Consider the following 15,620-nt stretch of genomic DNA (forward strand, 5'->3'; position numbering starts at 1 on the left):
TTTTCTCTCTGCGAAGTAAGTACACTTCGTTTTTTAATTCCAAGGGCGCTCACAAGGTGCCCTTGGAACGTTTATAGGGTAAGGCTTGGGAAAAATCTTTGATGCCATGTTGATCCTTGATGGAAAAGTGGTAATTTTTCCAAAGAAGGTCCCAATGATATTCCTCCTTTCGTTCAGGCCGATGATGTTGATGAAATAGACTGGGATTGATTTACTTGGAGTATGGCTTTCTTAGCGTACAGCTTTGAAAAATCGCCCAAGGCGCATCAGATCCTGTGCAGTCTTTTCGTTCCAGTCCACGGCATAGTTGAGCCGAATACAGTTCTTAAACTGATCATGCTGCGTAAACATCCTTCCTGGAGCAAAACTCAACTTTTGCCTAAGGGCATAATCGTAGAGCAGGGTCGAGTCTATTTTAGGGTCCATCTCTAGCCAAAGTACAAACCCACCCTCAGGCTGTGACATTTTTGTGTTTTCCGGAAAATGGGCCTCAATGCTGTTTCTGAAATTGATATAATTGCTGTACAGTTTTTTTCTGAAGCTATTGAGGTGATGGTCGTACCTGCCGATCTGTAAGAATTTGGAAACCGCCTCTTGATAAATTGCAGGCTGCGAAATCGTCTGTATGAGTTTTTGTTTTAGGATTTTATCCTTGTATTGCCCGGGCTCAACCCATCCGAGCCGAAAACTTGGCGCCAATACTTTGGTAAATGATCCACACCACATCACCAGTCCCTCTTCATCAAAATATTTGCATGGCTTGGGCCGTGACGAACCGAAATAGATGTTTCCATACAGATCGTCTTCAATCAATGGGATATGGTGATGGGCGAGCAGTTTGACCAGCTCCTTTTTATGCTCATCGGGCATGAGCGCGCCCAGTGGATTGCTAAAGTTGGTAACGAAGCAACAGACATCAATTTTATGAATAACTTTTTTCAGGGCATCTAATTCAATTCCCGTAATAGGATGGGTCGGAATCTCGATGGTTCTGAGTCCCAGTAGTTGAAAGGCCTGAATAAAACCAAAATAAAGGGGGCTTTCCACCGCGATGGTGTCGCCGGGTTTAGTGACAGCCCGAAGGCAGCTGTAGATCGCATTCATGGCACCCGATGTGATAATAAGATCCTCGTCACTTATTTTTCCTTCAAGTACCAATGACCATTTGGCAATTTCTTTCCGCAAGCTTGGACTTCCCTGTACCTGTCCGTATTGATCACCGTAATCATGCAGTTCATGAACCGACTCTATAATGCATCTATTGAGTTTCTGAATCGGAAGTAATGATGCGCTGGGTAAACCCAGTGAAAAGCGTGTAATTTCCTTGTCTTCCAGGGAGTGAAAAACTTTATCGATCAATGCTGCAGGATCTTGTTTCTTTTCGTCGATTTTAAACGTGGAAATAGAAGGAATAGCCATCCGACGAAGCCCCGACCGACTAACGAAATAGCCTGATTTTGGTCGTGACTCAATGAGAGATCTACTCTCTAATTCCATATAGGCGCTTTTTGCTGTATTTAAACTTACATTGTATAGCTTCTGAGCGCTCCGGACAGAGGGCAAACGATCTCCATAGACCAAAGAGCCATTTTTGATCTGGCTCTCAACAATATTGGCTATTTTCTTATATAACAGTTGCTGCTCCATGCTTATGCTAATTTACTGTTTCTGTTTTGATTTAACCAGTTGTTATATCGATGGATTCCTTTTCTGAGCAATTCTTCCGAACCAAATAGGTCAATCAACTGGTGCTCGAAGAAGGATTGTGCTTTTTCCGTGAATACTTTGGAGAGCGTGTCCGAAATAGGAGCTTCGTAGGTAATTTCGATCGATAACAGATTTTTTTTGCAGATTGTTACGGACGAAAAAGCTGTTAATTGATTACATTGATCGAGTGCCATAAAAGGCATGCCTATCGAGTCTGTATCCAGTTGTTTTTTGTTGAGTATTTCTTTGATAAGCGCTAAATCAGAAAGATCCACTTGTCTGATCAGATACGGTTGATTTGCAGTTGTCGCCATAAGAATAAATCTTTTTGCTAATTTAAGAAGGGTACAGGATGCTGTTTAGGTACAGACTGCAGTTAAAATAAGGGTACAGAAAAAAATAAGATGACCATGAGTTTTTTTAATTTCCATTTGAGATCTTTACACTAGGAAAAGGATATCTCTGGATCCATAAATTATGAACTCGTATGCATAGCTTGTTTCCTTTATTTATCGCGATGATCGCGATCATCGTATTGATCGAAATGTGGGCCACCAAACTACGGATGTGTATTCACCAAAAGTAATGCTTTTTGGTGAGTTTGTTCACCGAAAAGCATTACTTTTGGTGAACGCTTAAAACATAACAGTTATAGCCGGCATTTTGTTAATAAGTACTTTTGGCGAACAAAACAGCAGCAAGAAATTGATTACGTAGAAGAAGCGGATGGTAAAATAACTGGCTACGAATTTAAATGGAATCCTAAGGCGAAAGCAAAAATACCATCAAATTTTGTAGAAGCATATAGTGCAGATGTTCAGGTAATATCAAGGGATAATTTTAGAACGTTTATTGGTCTTTGATAGCATTTGAATCATGGTGCTCAGGCTTCTGTTTTAATCTCTTTTATTCAACTTGTTCGAGCAGCTGTTGGCTGTAAATTTTCTCAAAATAGATTTCCATCTCATTGTTGCATTTTTCGATAAATGTTTTTGTGCGTTGTTGCAATTCTATGATTGTTAGTGGATCTCCTTTGTAATTTGCATTATATCTAAATTCCTGCTGTGCTTCCGTAATATTCTTAAAAGCGGCGAAATGTTCCTCATGGTCAAGGCAGAATGTTGCGTAGGCATCAGGGACTATCAATTTGCAGAGTGTCATTAGAAAAGTCAGGTTGACACGTTGCGGTTTGTATTGGATGACGGAATTGATTACCCCGAGACAAGCCTGCTCCAACGCTTGCGATAGCATATAATATGAGGCCTCGATGCTTATTGACGACCAGTCTTCCTCGTAGGGTAAATATAATGTGCGCGCATTATTATAGCGCGTCTTCCATTGTTGATGTACATAATCCAGATTAAGCTGTGGGGCAACGATGCTTTCCAGATCGATATTTGCTATTGATGGATTCTGAAACCAGATGTCACCGGCTTTCAGGAGCGAAAGAAAAAAGGGATGACCTTTTGAAAGCTGTTTGCTGAAAGTGGTGGTGTTTTCAGGGGCGAGCGTAAGCGATACATTGTTGGGGAGCAAATCCGTTATGAGCTGCGTTAGATTATTGATCTCGGCGCTTAAAATATCATAAGCAACAAAAATATAGTAGGCATGCGTGATACAATCATTTTTTGCCCTTCGGAGCGCATTCTGATAGTTGTGATGATCAGAATCATAACCGAAACATACTACCAGCGCAGGAGTGCAATAGTGCTCTATAGCGTTTAAAATGAGGTCTCGATAATTGGCGTTACAATAGTTTTGTTTGTATATTTCATTGTTATTTTTGCAATTTTCGACTTCGTTGTTAGCAGCTGGGACTGGGTTAAGTTTTGACTTAATTTCTTTGAATAAAAGATTGGAATAATCGTAGATCCAGTTTAATGTATTGATAGCAATCTGATAGGCTGTTTCTAAAACATCTTCATCGATAAAATAGTCAAAGTGATATCGATAGTCAATGTAAGCCTTGTTGATTTTCTCCAAAGCTTGTTTGTCTTCGTTTTTATCAGCTAGTGTGCTGAGGCGATCGTCGAAAGCTTTAAGATAGTTTATATGGTTTTTTAGCGAATGAGACTTTTTATCCTCAACGACGAGGATATTTTCTGCTGTTCGAAATGCAAGTTCTAACGCTTGGTGTAGCATGAATGCTGCGTGCGCATAATTTTTATGCTCGAAATAGAAATTGTAGCCATCTATAAAAGATCGAATCTTGCCCTTTTCCTTATCGATATATGTCCGTGTTTTTTCGATGACTTCGTCACTTTTATTATTTGGTAAGACAAGGGGTATATCTTGCACAGGATTCTGATAAATGCGGTTGTCAGGTTGGCAAATAAGATAGGCTCGGCCTAAACCTTGATTTATTTTTTGTTGTATTTCGTGGGTGAAGTTCACATTGATATACACATTGGGATAGGAACCAACGGTTTTGTTTATCAGACTGTTTGCATCGGAAAATCGAATTCCGGCATTTGACGTAAGATTGACTTGTAACATCTGATACTTTTTACCATCGTGGTCAAAAGTCCATTGGTAAATTTCATCGACGGCAACAGCACGAAGTATTGCTTCGATAATAGGGTTAATATCGGTGTTCATAATAAATTGGTTTGGTGTTGTGGTTATTTATCTATTTTTCCTTCATTTAGATGTATGGTTTTCAAAACAATTGGGAGATCTGAGAGTATTTCTTGAAGAGGTATGAGATCTTCTGAATAACTTAAAAAAGTGCAACTAAAACTTGGGTCCAAGTAGGAAAAGAGAAGTTCGTCTATAGCGGTATACCAGTCTCTGTGACTTTGGTAGCTAAACATTTTCGTTAAAAAATCGGGAGGATATACTCCTAGACGATAATTACAGGAGCAGTCAATCTCGTCGCTATGGTTTGGAAGAACATATTTTTTATTCTTTCTTCTTAATCCGGATTTGTTAAATATCAGCCAAGCAAGATCGATCGCTTTACCGAGTTCTAGATAAGCATGCGTTGAGTTAAAATCCTTACAGCGGATCTCTTTGCATAAACACATGTTGATAAAATGCAAGAAGTTTTTACTGCAAGTTTTTTTATCCTCTGAAAATTTTTTGAGGGTCAACAAGTGATTATTGAATTGGCCTTTACGGAGGTATCTAAATTCTCTCCATGTTATTTTTCTGCTTTTCTTTTTCATCTTCTTAAGTTATTTGATTATCAATTGTTTTTTTTGATTCAGTTATTTATACTACACCAGAGAGGCGCTGTTGAGCTGAAACTTTGTGAGTACCTTCGTGGACGCACAAACTAGGTCTTTATTAAGCGCTGTTTTAAGCAATATTCAACGAGCCTAATGCCATTTATTAATTCCCCTCGTAATTACTCATGCATAGTTTATTTTTCAGCTGTATTCATGAATTCGTTGCATTTTGGTTGAATAAATTATGCGGATTTCATTGATCTTTGGTGCTTTAAAAGCGTTAGTTTATTGTTTCTAAGTTGCTATTTCGCTTACGGGGATTTCTGATATGTGTGAGTTTTGGCTGTCTTCAATATCATTGCTGTTTTCCTGCACTTCTTTTTGAGCATATTTTTTATCAATACTTTCTTCTATGATTTGCCGTAATTTAGTTTTCTCTTTGGTAGACTGATGAGGTTCATCATTTATAGCTTTTACATAGCATGGAACATTTAAGGATATTCCTTCATCTTCATAGATATAATGTAGGGCGAATGCGAGTCGCATCAGCAATTCTCGTATGGCCATAATTTGATCGCCAAAATATTCGTAGTTACCTGAGTCGGATACCGTTAGATAGTGCATGATATCATCCATTGTTTCATACCATTTTTGAAGAGATTGATATGAGAAAAACTTACTGATGGTGTCAGAAGGATCTATATGTCCGTTGGTCGTATATTCCAGTTTAAATAGATAATTGTGGTAGTCTTCTTTTGTCGAAAAGAAATTCAATGGCGTTTCTTGTATAGAGAGTTGACATTGATGAAAAATTACAAAAGCCACTTCAATCTGTTTGATCATTTGTTTGCAATGATATCCGTTTTCAGCAAAATTGTGATCTGCCATTTCGGGGACAGTTGCTGCGTTGACAAAAAGCTGAATATGATTCACCCAGTAAATAATATTTGTTCCATAGCGATAGAAATCCCTGATATAGATCATTGGATTTTTGACTATATCCTTGCTTAAATAGCGAAAATGTTTCGCTTTTAGTTTCTTTTGCGTATTTTTCATCAGATTATATGTTTTAAAGTTGATGAAACTGCTGCGTAGGGCTAATAACGATCCGTGCACCTGATCTAAAGCCTTATCGGTTTCATTTGTAAGTTTTTTTGGTTAATGTTGTGTTTATAATTATCAATAGTTAAGCTAATTTAAACACTAATTTTCGATTAAACAAATTTTATATTGATAATTATTGATTATGAGTTCTTTTTTAACGAGAATTAAAGTTATTGCAGATAGAGAAGGACTGAGCGTAACAGCCTTTGAAACTGCCGTTGGAGCCAGTAGAGGCGTATTTACACGTGCCTTAACCAACAATACAGATGTACAGGCGAAATGGTTAATTAGTATTGTTGAAAAATATCCTGCATATTCTTCCGATTGGTTGTTAAAAGGCGAAGGCGAGATGCTAAAGCCTATTCTTGCGCAGGAAGAGGAGCGGGAAGGCTATCTGACAAATGAAATTGAAGGCGTTACTAATGCCGTTGTCAGTTCACTAAAACAGGTTATATCGTCACAAAATATCACAATTAAATCTCAAGAGAAGACAATTATTTCGTTGGAGCGATTATTGTCGATTCAAGAGCAGGAAATAAAATCGTTAAGAAATAAATAAACAGCCAACATTTAAAAAAAAGCTATAGGTGAATGTAAAGGAACGTGTGCTGCTTATTGCTGAAACCAAAGGGATCAGCAAAACCGAATTTTTCAAAGATGTGCAACTTTCCTATGCAAACTTTAAGGGAGGGCAGAAAAATACTGCACTCAGCTCCGATGCCATGGTTGCTATACTGTCTAAACATCCCGACATTAGTCCGGCCTGGTTACTCATGGGGGAAGGAACTATGATGCGGAAGGATGAGAGGAATGTGGTAAGTGCTCCACCTGCCGAAACAGCTCCTTCTACTGCCGAAGGCCTCGGAATTTATAGGCAGCTGGTCAATGCCTTAGAGCAAACAGTCAAGGCACAGGAAAAAACAATCCAGTCATTAGAAGGACAGGTGAGTTTATTGCAACGCAAATAGCCATATCGCGTAGTTTAGAAACCAAATAATCTCCTCTCCAAAAAATACCTGATTCCGGTGATTTCATTGGCCTCCTTTTTGTTTTAATTTCGTTATTGTAACGGTGCATGTTTGACCGGCAGCCAGAAAAAGTTTCTGTTGCATTTATAGATGTCTCGTTCCCTGCGGTTGATCGCAATGGAACGACCACTAGTCCTTTATTCAAAGAATTAATTTTATGTCGAAAAAAGTATTTGTTATATGCTGTCTGCTTTTAGCTTGTTTTGTGCATCAGGCAGTAGCACAGGCTGCGGGTCAGCGCCCAATGTATACCTCAACATGGGGGCACCTTTACCGTGAAGCAGGAAACAGTAAAGACCTCTTGGGGGTTTTTCCGACCGAGGCTCCTGTCTACCTGCTAGATTCCACCAATACACAGTATAAGGTGCAGGTGAGTAATGGGGATATCGGCTATATTGACCGTCAGCCCCTCAAAAGTGCAATGTTCGGAAAAAGATCTGCCGGCGAGCCAAAACAATATTTCTATCGCGGAACAACAGATGCCCAATGCCCACATTTCTATGTGCAGGTGTCGCAATTGCGCGTGCGTAAGGCTCCTAATACAACAAGTACCGCTGTGCGTAGGGCAGGGCTCAATGAAATGGTATGTATCGATTATGTGCCGCTCTACACAGATGGATGGGTCTACATCGGAGACCACTTTCATGAAAGTCCGGAGTATATTCAGATGAAATTTTTGGGGTCAGAACTAACGTATGACAAGGTGCTAAGAGAATATCTGGCCATAAAAGGAAAGGACCAGGAGAAAGAGCTGGCAGCAGTTGGCCGCCTGCGTGAGATCGGTTGGACCAAGTATCCCAAATTAAAACAGGCCCTTACTTATTGGAAGGAATCTTATGCTCAAGCGGGAATAGTAGATCCCAAAGTTGATATAGACTTTGAATTACTCTTGGCCAATAAATTCCAAAATGAGCTCCAGTCCGAAGTTTATGCCAAGAAACTGAAAGCGCTGAATTTCCATTTCGAATGGAAAGGAGTGTCGTTATCTGACGGCAAAATTACGGATGCTCAGATGAAGCAACTCGCTTTACAACGGGTTTCCGAAATCCCGGATATGCCCGAATGTGGCTGGGAGCCGCGGTATTACTATAAAACACCGAATATGATCGTAGCTTTCGAAGAAAACTATAAAGGGAAAGTGGTCGGTTCGATATATAAGCTATTTTTTAGTGATGGCGAAACCATTGTCATGGGCAACGAGCGAATGGATGCCAATTACGCAGAAAAAGACTTTGTAAACCACTTTGGTGAACTGCTTTCGGCAGATTGGATTTCAACGCCACATACGTACTATATTCAAAATGGCGATGCCGGGTTATTTATTTTCAAATTTGTCGAAGGAAAACTGGCCAGCTATGAGTGCATGTATTATTGTTAATGCTCCGAAATTGTGTAGGGGTTAAGTATAGACTTCCAAGCGTTTGAAATGTCCTTCCTTTGTGATGTTAGCAAGGATTTTATTAACGAGCATGAACAGGGATGCTCAAAAAATAAGGCCCTTTGAAGGGGAATTAAAACTCCGCTTTCAAAGGGCCTTTGGATGTTATTGAAATCTTAAATTAGACTACTTGCATTTCAAAGAGTTTTGCAATATGTCCTTTCAATTTTTCTTTCACGTCTTCCATATCGACTTCTTTGCCAAGTTCCCGCTTTAAAGACGTTACATCCTTATCGTCGATACCGCAAGGAATGATGTTGCCAAAATAGTCGAGGTCTGTGTTGACATTGAATGCAAAACCATGCATGGTCACCCAGCGTGAAGCGCGAACCCCCATCGCACAGATTTTGCGTGCGGTCGGTTTATCGGGCTCTATCCATACACCGGTAAACCCGGGATATCTCCCGGCTTCGATACCGAAATCAGCACAGGTTAGTATGATGGCCTCTTCCAGTGTACGCAGATAAAGATGTATATCGGTAAAGAAGTTGTCGAGATCCAGGATCGGGTAACCGACAATCTGTCCCGGACCGTGATAGGTAATGTCGCCACCCCGGTTGATCTTGTAGAATTTGGCCTCTTTCTCTTCGAGCCCTTTTTCATCTAACAGCAAGTATTCTTCGTGCCCGCTTTTCCCCAAGGTATAAACATGGGGATGTGCTGTAAAGATCAAGTAATTCGGGGTACTGGTTGCTGTCGCGTTGACCCTATTGTCGTGCTTAATGTCCAATACTCCCTTAAAGATGGATTCTTGTCTGTCCCAGGCTTCTTGGTAATCGACAAGACCCCAATCTTGAAACTGCACCTTTTTGTTCATTTCGTGTTTTTTTAAGCTGTGAATGGACATAAGGTCCATTCACAGCATTGTTTGTCAAAATTAATACAATAAGTTATTGTATGGATAACGTTCATTGTGCATCTTCACAATGATATCGTAAAGTTTTTGTTTGAACTCTTCGATATTCGTTTTATTTGTTGCTGACAGAAAGATTGCGGGATCTGAATTTTTTGCCATCCAGGAATTACGGAAATCATCCAACGTTACCTCGATCTCCTCGCCATCGTGTCCTTCTTCGACGGCTGGTTTATAAAGGTCAATTTTGTTAAATACCGTAATCACCGGTTTGTCCAGCGCTTTAAGGTCCTTCAATGTTTCGTTTACCGCCTGGATATGATCTTCAAAATTCGGATGGGAGATGTCGACCACGTGGATCAGGACATCGGCTTCCCGAACTTCATCCAATGTGGATTTGAAACATTCCACCAAGTGATGCGGCAGTTTGCGGATAAAACCAACGGTATCTGAAAGCAAAAAAGGAAGGTTGTCGATAACAACTTTACGTACTGTCGTATCTAATGTCGCGAAAAGTTTATTCTCGATCAATACATCAGACTTGGAGATCATATTCATGATCGTCGATTTTCCGACATTGGTATAACCTACCAAAGCTACACGGATCATCTCACCACGGTTTTTTCGTTGTGTCTCGTTTTGCTTGTCGATTGCTTTTAGGCGTTCTTTGAACAAGGAAATTTTGTCCAGAATGATCCGTCTATCGGTCTCGATCTGTGACTCACCCGGACCGCGCATACCAATACCCCCGCGCTGACGTTCCAAGTGGGTCCACATACGGGTCAAACGAGGTAAAAGGTATTGCAGCTGTGCCAATTCCACCTGTGTCTTCGCCTGTGCTGTTTTGGCATGACGGGCAAAGATGTCCAGGATGAGATTGGAGCGGTCCAATATCTTGCGTTTCAGTTCTTTTTCAATGTTGCGCAACTGCGAAGGTGAAAGCTCATCGTCGAAAACAACGATGTCGATTTCCTCGGCTTCGACGTATGCTTTTATTTCTTCCAGCTTTCCACTACCGACAAATGTAGCGCGATCTGGGAAGCCCAGTTTCTGTGTAAACATACCTTTGGTCTCGCCACCGGCAGTCTGTACAAGAAATTCAAGTTCCTCCAAGTATTCCTTTGCTTTTGTCTCCGTCACACTTGGCGTGATGACACTCACCAAGACGGCTGTTTCGGGTTTTATAGCTGTATCGTGTATTTTAAATCTGGCCATTTTGTACTATTAAGTCTTTCAAGTGAAGTCGGCAGGTCATTAAGCTTTACACTGTATGCTATTGCCTACCTCTTGTTATACGTTCACTTTTTAATTATTTTCAATGAGCTCGCAAGCCCGGTTTTTGGATGCCGATTATGACATAATTCTCCATTAACCAATAAATTTCCTGTGATTTGCTTACCAGGGCAACTCAAAATATGTAAGCGTTCGGTCGCCATCTTTTGCCTAGTAAAAGAAGGGATATTTTTCTATATCATGTTCATAATGATGCAAAAGTAAATAAATTTGGTTTTATTTACAAAAAAGATAAATTGTCTTCAAGCGCTAATTAAAAACAATTCGCATCCTATTTATGTTGAAGAGCGGCCTTTAGATTCCAACGCGCTCTGTTTATTCCCTTAAACACGTTGTCGATTGATTTGCTGACCCCGTTTTTTATTTCGAAAATGACATGCGGTTAAGAAATCTTATCCCAGGCAATGCCATCGGATTTTCTTGCCAGGAAGCTTCGCAGCAGATGATTCTTTTCACTTTGTAGTGTTGGGTCTTCTTTGAAGATAGCAATGACGGTGTTACGGCATTCGGTAAGCAATGCCTGATCTGTCGCTAGGTTCGCCATCTTGAGGTCAAGTACACCCGACTGTTGCGTGCCTGATATGTCGCCCGGACCACGTAGCTGTAGGTCGACTTCCGCAATCTCAAACCCGTCATTGGTACGCACCATTGTATCCAGCCTTAATCGTCCTTCTTTGCTCAGCTTATTGCCCGACATCAGGATACAGAAAGACTGTTCGGCACCACGGCCTACGCGGCCACGCAATTGGTGCAGCTGGGATAATCCAAAACGTTCGGAATTTTCAATGACCATGACCGAGGCATTGGGAACATTAACTCCAACCTCGATAACGGTGGTGGCAACCATAATCTGCGTTTCATGTTTGACAAATCGTTGCATCTCAAAGTCTTTATCTTTTACGGGCATCTTGCCGTGAACAATACTGATCTTGTATTGTGGTAGTGGAAATTCGCGTTGCAAGTTCTCAAGGCCTGCTTCTAAATAAATCAGATCCAGTTTTTCGCTTTCCTTGATAAGGGGATATACCAAGTAGACCTGCCTGCCTTTGGCGATCTCCTCGCGCATAAAACCAAACATCCGCAAACGCGAACTTTCAAAAAAGTGAACAGTCTTGATTGGTTTACGCCCAGCAGGTAATTCGTCTATCACGGAGATGTCCAAGTCGCCGTACATGGTCATCGCTAGTGTGCGTGGAATAGGTGTGGCTGTCATGACTAACATATGCGGTGGAATGACATTCTTCCGCCAAAGTTTGGCCCGTTGTTCTACGCCAAAGCGATGCTGTTCGTCAATAACAACGAAGCCCAGGTTTTTGAACTGCACCTTATCCTCGATCAGGGCATGGGTGCCAATTAAAATATCCAGGCTGCCATCTTCCAGTGCCTGGTGGATCAAGCGACGTTCCTTCGTGCTTGTGGAGCCTGTAAGTAGCTTGATATTGACGATGTCATCGCCCACGAGCTGCTTGAGTCCATGATAATGCTGTGTCGCCAGGATTTCTGTTGGTGCCATCATGCAGGCCTGAAATCCATTGTCGACAGCGAGCAGCATACTCATGAGGGCAACAACTGTTTTGCCGGAGCCAACATCGCCCTGCACCAGACGGTTCATCTGCGCGCCTGTATTGGTATCGATACGGATTTCCTTCACAACGCGCTTCTGTGCACCTGTCAACGGGAACGGAAGGCGCTCATTAAAGAATGTGTTGAATTTTTCACCGACTTTATTGAAGCGCTGGCCTCTAAACTTCTGAGTATTGAGCTGTTTGTTGTTGAGCAGCTTGAGTTGTATAAAGAATAGTTCTTCAAACTTGATGCGTTTGATGGCTTGATTAAGCTCCTTTTGATCGCTTGGAAAATGTATGGATGCGAAAGCCTGCTGTCGCGATATCAGGCCATGTTTAGTGAGAACATCCTGAGGAAGGGATTCGCCTATAGTGCGAAATACGGTTTCCAATGCAGTCTGTTGTAAGCGTTGGATTCCTTTGGTATCCAGATTGAACTTTTTGAGTTTCTCTGTTGATGAATAAACCGGCTGTAAACTCATATTGCCGATCTGTTTTACCTGCGGATTATACAGATCCATTTCGGGATGGGTAATGGATAGCTGACCATTGAATTCGCTTGGCTTGCCATAAATAATATAGGCCGAACCAACTTTCAATGATTTTTGAAGCCATGGAATAGACTGAAACCAGACAAGCTCCATGGAGCCGGTTTCATCTTTGAAAGAACCGACAAGACGTTTCGTTCTCTTCTCGCCCACGAGCTGTAAAGAAACCAGACGGCCCAGAACCTGTGCAGCCATCATATCAGGATGAAGTTTCCGGATTTTATGAAACTCCGTACGGTCGATATAACGGAAAGGATACTGTGTCAATAGATCGCCAATGGTAAACACCTGTAGCTCTTTTTTGAGTACATCTGCTTTTTGTGGACCTACACCTTTGAGGTATTCTATGGGGGTAATTAAACTTAATTCAGCCATTCTTCTTGAATGGCTAAATTACGAAAATTTATGCTTTTGTGGAGCCGTTTATTGGCTTGGTATAACTATTTTGAAGCAGGTTCTTCATAGTTAATGTCTGCTTTTCCTTCTTTACAGATCACGCTCAATGGTTTGCGATAAGGTATACAATTTATTCGGGGAGCCATCATAGGCTGGTATATTTCCATCAGTTTGTTGTTGTCATTGATCATATTCTGCAAGGTTGTTTTATCAACGGATTTGTGGTAGGGAAGATAACTTGTCCCACATACTGTCCGTATTTCTATCATTTCCCATTCTGTAGCATCACTGCATGCTTTGGGGCTGGCGAAGGCAATTATTTTACTGTATTTTTCATTGGAAAGCGACTCAAGTTCCTTTTCTGTTTTGTCCTTGTAGGGGTTTTCTAAATGTGATTCTGATTTACAGACAACAAATAGCATGCTGCAGGCTAAGAGGGTGGTCATACCCAAAATGGAAAGATTTTTCATAATATTCTTCTTGGTTTTTTAACTAAACGGGTAATTTTTGATCTCTGCTACAGGAGGTCTCTATTAAGTTTTTGTTAAGCGAACTTGGAGTATGTCGCAGTAGCCGTGAGAAGAGAAGAGAAGAGAAGAGAAGAGAAGAGAAGAGAAGAGAAGAGAAGAGAAGAGAAGAGAAGAGAAGAGAAGAGAAGAGACTTGGTTAAAGCTGGAGGATAGATATTAATTGCATAAAAACAGGGCTGTCCAATCGTTTTGGACAGCCCCGTTTAAGATTTATTTCGGATCATTTCTCGATTAGAAATTACCCTTATTTACATCCCACCAAAGTCTGGTACCGCCGTTGTCAGGTCCGCCCAACAAGGAGATTGCAGATTGTACTTCGGCTGCATTTGTATTGTATTCATTTTGTGGGAACGGTAAACGGCGGATCTGTATTTTAGTATCGATCAGTCCACCGCTATTGTTGACAACAACTGGGAATAGACGTGGATATCCTGTACGGCGGAATTCACTCCAAGCCTCTTGTCCTTCAGGGAAGATCGCCAACCATTTTTGTGTGATAATACGTTCCAATTTTTCTTCGTTGGTAGCGCCCTCATTCCATTTGATTGTAAGAGCACTTGGTGATTCTGCATTATTCTTCGCATTGAACGGATCCTCGTAAGCTGCTGCCTTACTTGTATTATCATTGAGGTAAGTGCTTAAACCAGAAGTTACACCCCATTGCGTAAAGGAAGTTTCCACTCCTTTTTCATAAAGTGATTGCGCTGTTCCGCCAGCATTGTTCCAACCTCTCAATGCCGCTTCGGCACGTAGGAAGTAAACCTCAGCAGCAGTCATTAATATCGGTGCTGTTGTCGCTACGAAAGTAGGCGTTGTACCTTCGGTATTCAAAGCGGATAGTTTTTGGTATTTATCCTTTTCGATACCATCAGCACCCGTACGGATTCCAATGTATTTACCGGCGAAAGCTGTTGTGGTTGCATCTTTAATGACAGGTGCCATGTATTTGGAGATACGCGGGTCATTCAGTCCTGTCATATAAGACGAAAGCGTCGCATTGATACGGGTATCGGCCCAGTTTTTGGAAATAAACCAAAGTGGATTGCTGTAGGTTCCATCTGCAGGTACAGTGATCTTGAAGTTTTCGCTATTGCTTTCCAAGACACCACCATTTGCCGGATCCAATGCTTTCTCAGCCTGTGTTTTCGCTAACGTCGCATCGATTTTGACCAAACGCATCGCTAAACGAAGGCGCAATGAATTGGCAATTTTCAACCAATTTTTAAATCTGACCTGATTATCTGTATTCGGAAATACAAGATCGATCTGGTCAATTTTAGCAGCCATTGGACTATCTGCTTTGTACGATTTCAATGCGGTTACAGCCTCATCAAGCTCTTTGAAGAAAGCAGCATATACATCGGATTGTTTGTCGTATGGAACGGTGTTGGAGGTGCCGACTTTACTATATGGAATAGGGCCATAAATATCTGTCACCCGACTGGCCGCTTCTACTTTGATCACCAAAGCCGAGCCCCATAGTGCTGGATATGTTTCTGCAAGCCCATTGCTTTTTAGCTTTTCAATAGATTTAATGACATTCAGATAGAGTACTTTAAATGGTTCTCCATTCCATCCGTTCACCATGGCATAATTCAGGTTGTTCTGTCCACTATTAAAAGGCGTAGGAGACATGAAGAAACCTGAAAATACATCCGCGTTCAGATTCTGTTGTACTTGATAAGAGTTGGGATCGCCTGCGCCTGAGAAATTGTAGATAGACATCTGTGCATTTCGCAAGAAAATGACAAGATCTTGGCCATCACCTTTTAAATCCTCATCCGTAACGCCAATGTTATTTTTGTTATAGTCCTCAAAATTCTTGGTGCAACTACTTAAGGTGCCGCCAAGCATTAAAAAAGCGAGTGAGAACTTGGATATGTTTTTTATGTTAAATTTCATCTTTTAATCGTTTGTATTTTAAGACTATATAAAATACCCTCGCCATGTTTACCGATATAGGTATTTTTTAGCGGTGGATATTTCAT

14 protein-coding genes are annotated in these 15,620 nt (G+C 41.1%); 4 read left to right on the forward strand and 10 right to left on the reverse strand.

Features of this window, described 5'->3' with window-relative positions; translation table 11 throughout:
* Window positions 1–231: 231 nt before the first annotated feature.
* Window positions 232–1,647, reverse strand: a complete 1,416-nt coding sequence (locus tag L1283_RS07635; RefSeq protein ID WP_088163237.1) for a PLP-dependent aminotransferase family protein — start codon at window positions 1,645–1,647, stop codon at window positions 232–234.
* Window positions 1,648–1,649: 2 nt separating this feature from the next.
* Window positions 1,650–2,021, reverse strand: coding sequence for a hypothetical protein (locus L1283_RS07640; protein ID WP_088163236.1), 372 nt, complete (start codon window positions 2,019–2,021; stop codon window positions 1,650–1,652).
* A gap of 303 nt (window positions 2,022–2,324) precedes the next feature.
* Here L1283_RS07640 and L1283_RS07645 point away from each other — a divergent pair, with 303 nt between their 5' ends.
* Window positions 2,325–2,570 carry a DUF4143 domain-containing protein gene (locus L1283_RS07645; RefSeq protein WP_088163809.1) on the forward strand — a complete coding sequence of 82 codons (246 nt, stop codon included), beginning with the start codon at window positions 2,325–2,327 and terminating at the stop codon, window positions 2,568–2,570.
* 43 nt (window positions 2,571–2,613) lie between these two features.
* On the opposite strand, the gene L1283_RS07650 is transcribed toward L1283_RS07645, so the two are convergent.
* From L1283_RS07650 to L1283_RS07660, 3 genes are all read right to left on the reverse strand, one after another.
* Window positions 2,614–4,305 carry a HEPN domain-containing protein gene (locus tag L1283_RS07650; protein ID WP_088163235.1) on the reverse strand — a complete coding sequence of 564 codons (1,692 nt, stop codon included), beginning with the start codon at window positions 4,303–4,305 and terminating at the stop codon, window positions 2,614–2,616.
* A 23-nt stretch (window positions 4,306–4,328) separates the two neighbouring features.
* Window positions 4,329–4,874 (reverse strand): hypothetical protein, encoded by a 546-nt coding sequence (locus L1283_RS07655; protein ID WP_088163234.1) that lies wholly within the window; start codon window positions 4,872–4,874, stop codon window positions 4,329–4,331.
* A gap of 297 nt (window positions 4,875–5,171) precedes the next feature.
* On the reverse strand, window positions 5,172–5,933 hold the full coding sequence (locus tag L1283_RS07660; protein ID WP_088163233.1) for a hypothetical protein: 762 nt from the start codon (window positions 5,931–5,933) through the stop codon (window positions 5,172–5,174).
* Window positions 5,934–6,123: 190 nt separating this feature from the next.
* Here L1283_RS07660 and L1283_RS07665 point away from each other — a divergent pair, with 190 nt between their 5' ends.
* From L1283_RS07665 to L1283_RS07675, 3 genes are all read left to right on the forward strand, one after another.
* Window positions 6,124–6,540, forward strand: a complete 417-nt coding sequence (locus tag L1283_RS07665; RefSeq protein ID WP_429625990.1) for a hypothetical protein — start codon at window positions 6,124–6,126, stop codon at window positions 6,538–6,540.
* Between the two features lie 28 nt (window positions 6,541–6,568).
* A complete protein-coding gene (locus L1283_RS07670) occupies window positions 6,569–6,949 on the forward strand; it encodes a hypothetical protein (protein WP_075994501.1) in 381 nt (126 codons plus the stop codon).
* A 217-nt stretch (window positions 6,950–7,166) separates the two neighbouring features.
* Entirely contained in the window at window positions 7,167–8,387 is a 1,221-nt protein-coding gene (locus L1283_RS07675) for a hypothetical protein (RefSeq protein WP_429625991.1), read from the forward strand.
* A gap of 181 nt (window positions 8,388–8,568) precedes the next feature.
* Here L1283_RS07675 and lipB read toward each other — a convergent pair whose 3' ends face one another.
* From lipB to L1283_RS07700, 5 genes are all read right to left on the reverse strand, one after another.
* Window positions 8,569–9,264, reverse strand: a complete 696-nt coding sequence (gene lipB, locus L1283_RS07680) for a lipoyl(octanoyl) transferase LipB (protein ID WP_088163807.1) — start codon at window positions 9,262–9,264, stop codon at window positions 8,569–8,571.
* A gap of 60 nt (window positions 9,265–9,324) precedes the next feature.
* The gene (hflX, locus tag L1283_RS07685) at window positions 9,325–10,515 is read right to left on the reverse strand and encodes a GTPase HflX (RefSeq protein WP_075994499.1); all 1,191 of its coding nucleotides are present in this window, start codon (window positions 10,513–10,515) and stop codon (window positions 9,325–9,327) included.
* Window positions 10,516–10,975: 460 nt separating this feature from the next.
* Window positions 10,976–13,081, reverse strand: coding sequence for an ATP-dependent DNA helicase RecG (gene recG, locus L1283_RS07690; protein ID WP_088163230.1), 2,106 nt, complete (start codon window positions 13,079–13,081; stop codon window positions 10,976–10,978).
* A gap of 65 nt (window positions 13,082–13,146) precedes the next feature.
* On the reverse strand, window positions 13,147–13,572 hold the full coding sequence (locus tag L1283_RS07695) for a hypothetical protein (RefSeq protein WP_088163229.1): 426 nt from the start codon (window positions 13,570–13,572) through the stop codon (window positions 13,147–13,149).
* Window positions 13,573–13,863: 291 nt separating this feature from the next.
* Window positions 13,864–15,534 (reverse strand): RagB/SusD family nutrient uptake outer membrane protein, encoded by a 1,671-nt coding sequence (locus L1283_RS07700; RefSeq protein ID WP_248932685.1) that lies wholly within the window; start codon window positions 15,532–15,534, stop codon window positions 13,864–13,866.
* Window positions 15,535–15,620: the final 86 nt, after the last annotated feature.

The sequence above is a fragment of the Sphingobacterium sp. HSC-15S19 genome (assembly GCF_050433745.1).
In the GTDB taxonomy this organism is placed as follows: Bacteria; Bacteroidota; Bacteroidia; order Sphingobacteriales; family Sphingobacteriaceae; genus Sphingobacterium; species Sphingobacterium siyangense.

Excerpts from the sequence above, each read along its gene's own strand:
- L1283_RS07700 (WP_248932685.1), bottom strand. The coding sequence starts at position 15,534 with ATGAAATTTAACATAAAAAACATATCCAAGTTCTCACTCGCTTTTTTA.
- L1283_RS07650 (WP_088163235.1), bottom strand. The coding sequence starts at position 4,305 with ATGAACACCGATATTAACCCTATTATCGAAGCAATACTTCGTGCTGTT.
- L1283_RS07640 (WP_088163236.1), bottom strand. The coding sequence starts at position 2,021 with ATGGCGACAACTGCAAATCAACCGTATCTGATCAGACAAGTGGATCTT.
- lipB (WP_088163807.1), bottom strand. The coding sequence starts at position 9,264 with ATGAACAAAAAGGTGCAGTTTCAAGATTGGGGTCTTGTCGATTACCAA.
- L1283_RS07635 (WP_088163237.1), bottom strand. The coding sequence starts at position 1,647 with ATGGAGCAGCAACTGTTATATAAGAAAATAGCCAATATTGTTGAGAGC.
- L1283_RS07655 (WP_088163234.1), bottom strand. The coding sequence starts at position 4,874 with ATGAAAAAGAAAAGCAGAAAAATAACATGGAGAGAATTTAGATACCTC.
- L1283_RS07675 (WP_429625991.1), top strand. The coding sequence starts at position 7,167 with ATGTCGAAAAAAGTATTTGTTATATGCTGTCTGCTTTTAGCTTGTTTT.
- hflX (WP_075994499.1), bottom strand. The coding sequence starts at position 10,515 with ATGGCCAGATTTAAAATACACGATACAGCTATAAAACCCGAAACAGCC.
- recG (WP_088163230.1), bottom strand. The coding sequence starts at position 13,081 with ATGGCTGAATTAAGTTTAATTACCCCCATAGAATACCTCAAAGGTGTA.
- L1283_RS07660 (WP_088163233.1), bottom strand. The coding sequence starts at position 5,933 with ATGAAAAATACGCAAAAGAAACTAAAAGCGAAACATTTTCGCTATTTA.
- L1283_RS07665 (WP_429625990.1), top strand. The coding sequence starts at position 6,124 with ATGAGTTCTTTTTTAACGAGAATTAAAGTTATTGCAGATAGAGAAGGA.
- L1283_RS07695 (WP_088163229.1), bottom strand. The coding sequence starts at position 13,572 with ATGAAAAATCTTTCCATTTTGGGTATGACCACCCTCTTAGCCTGCAGC.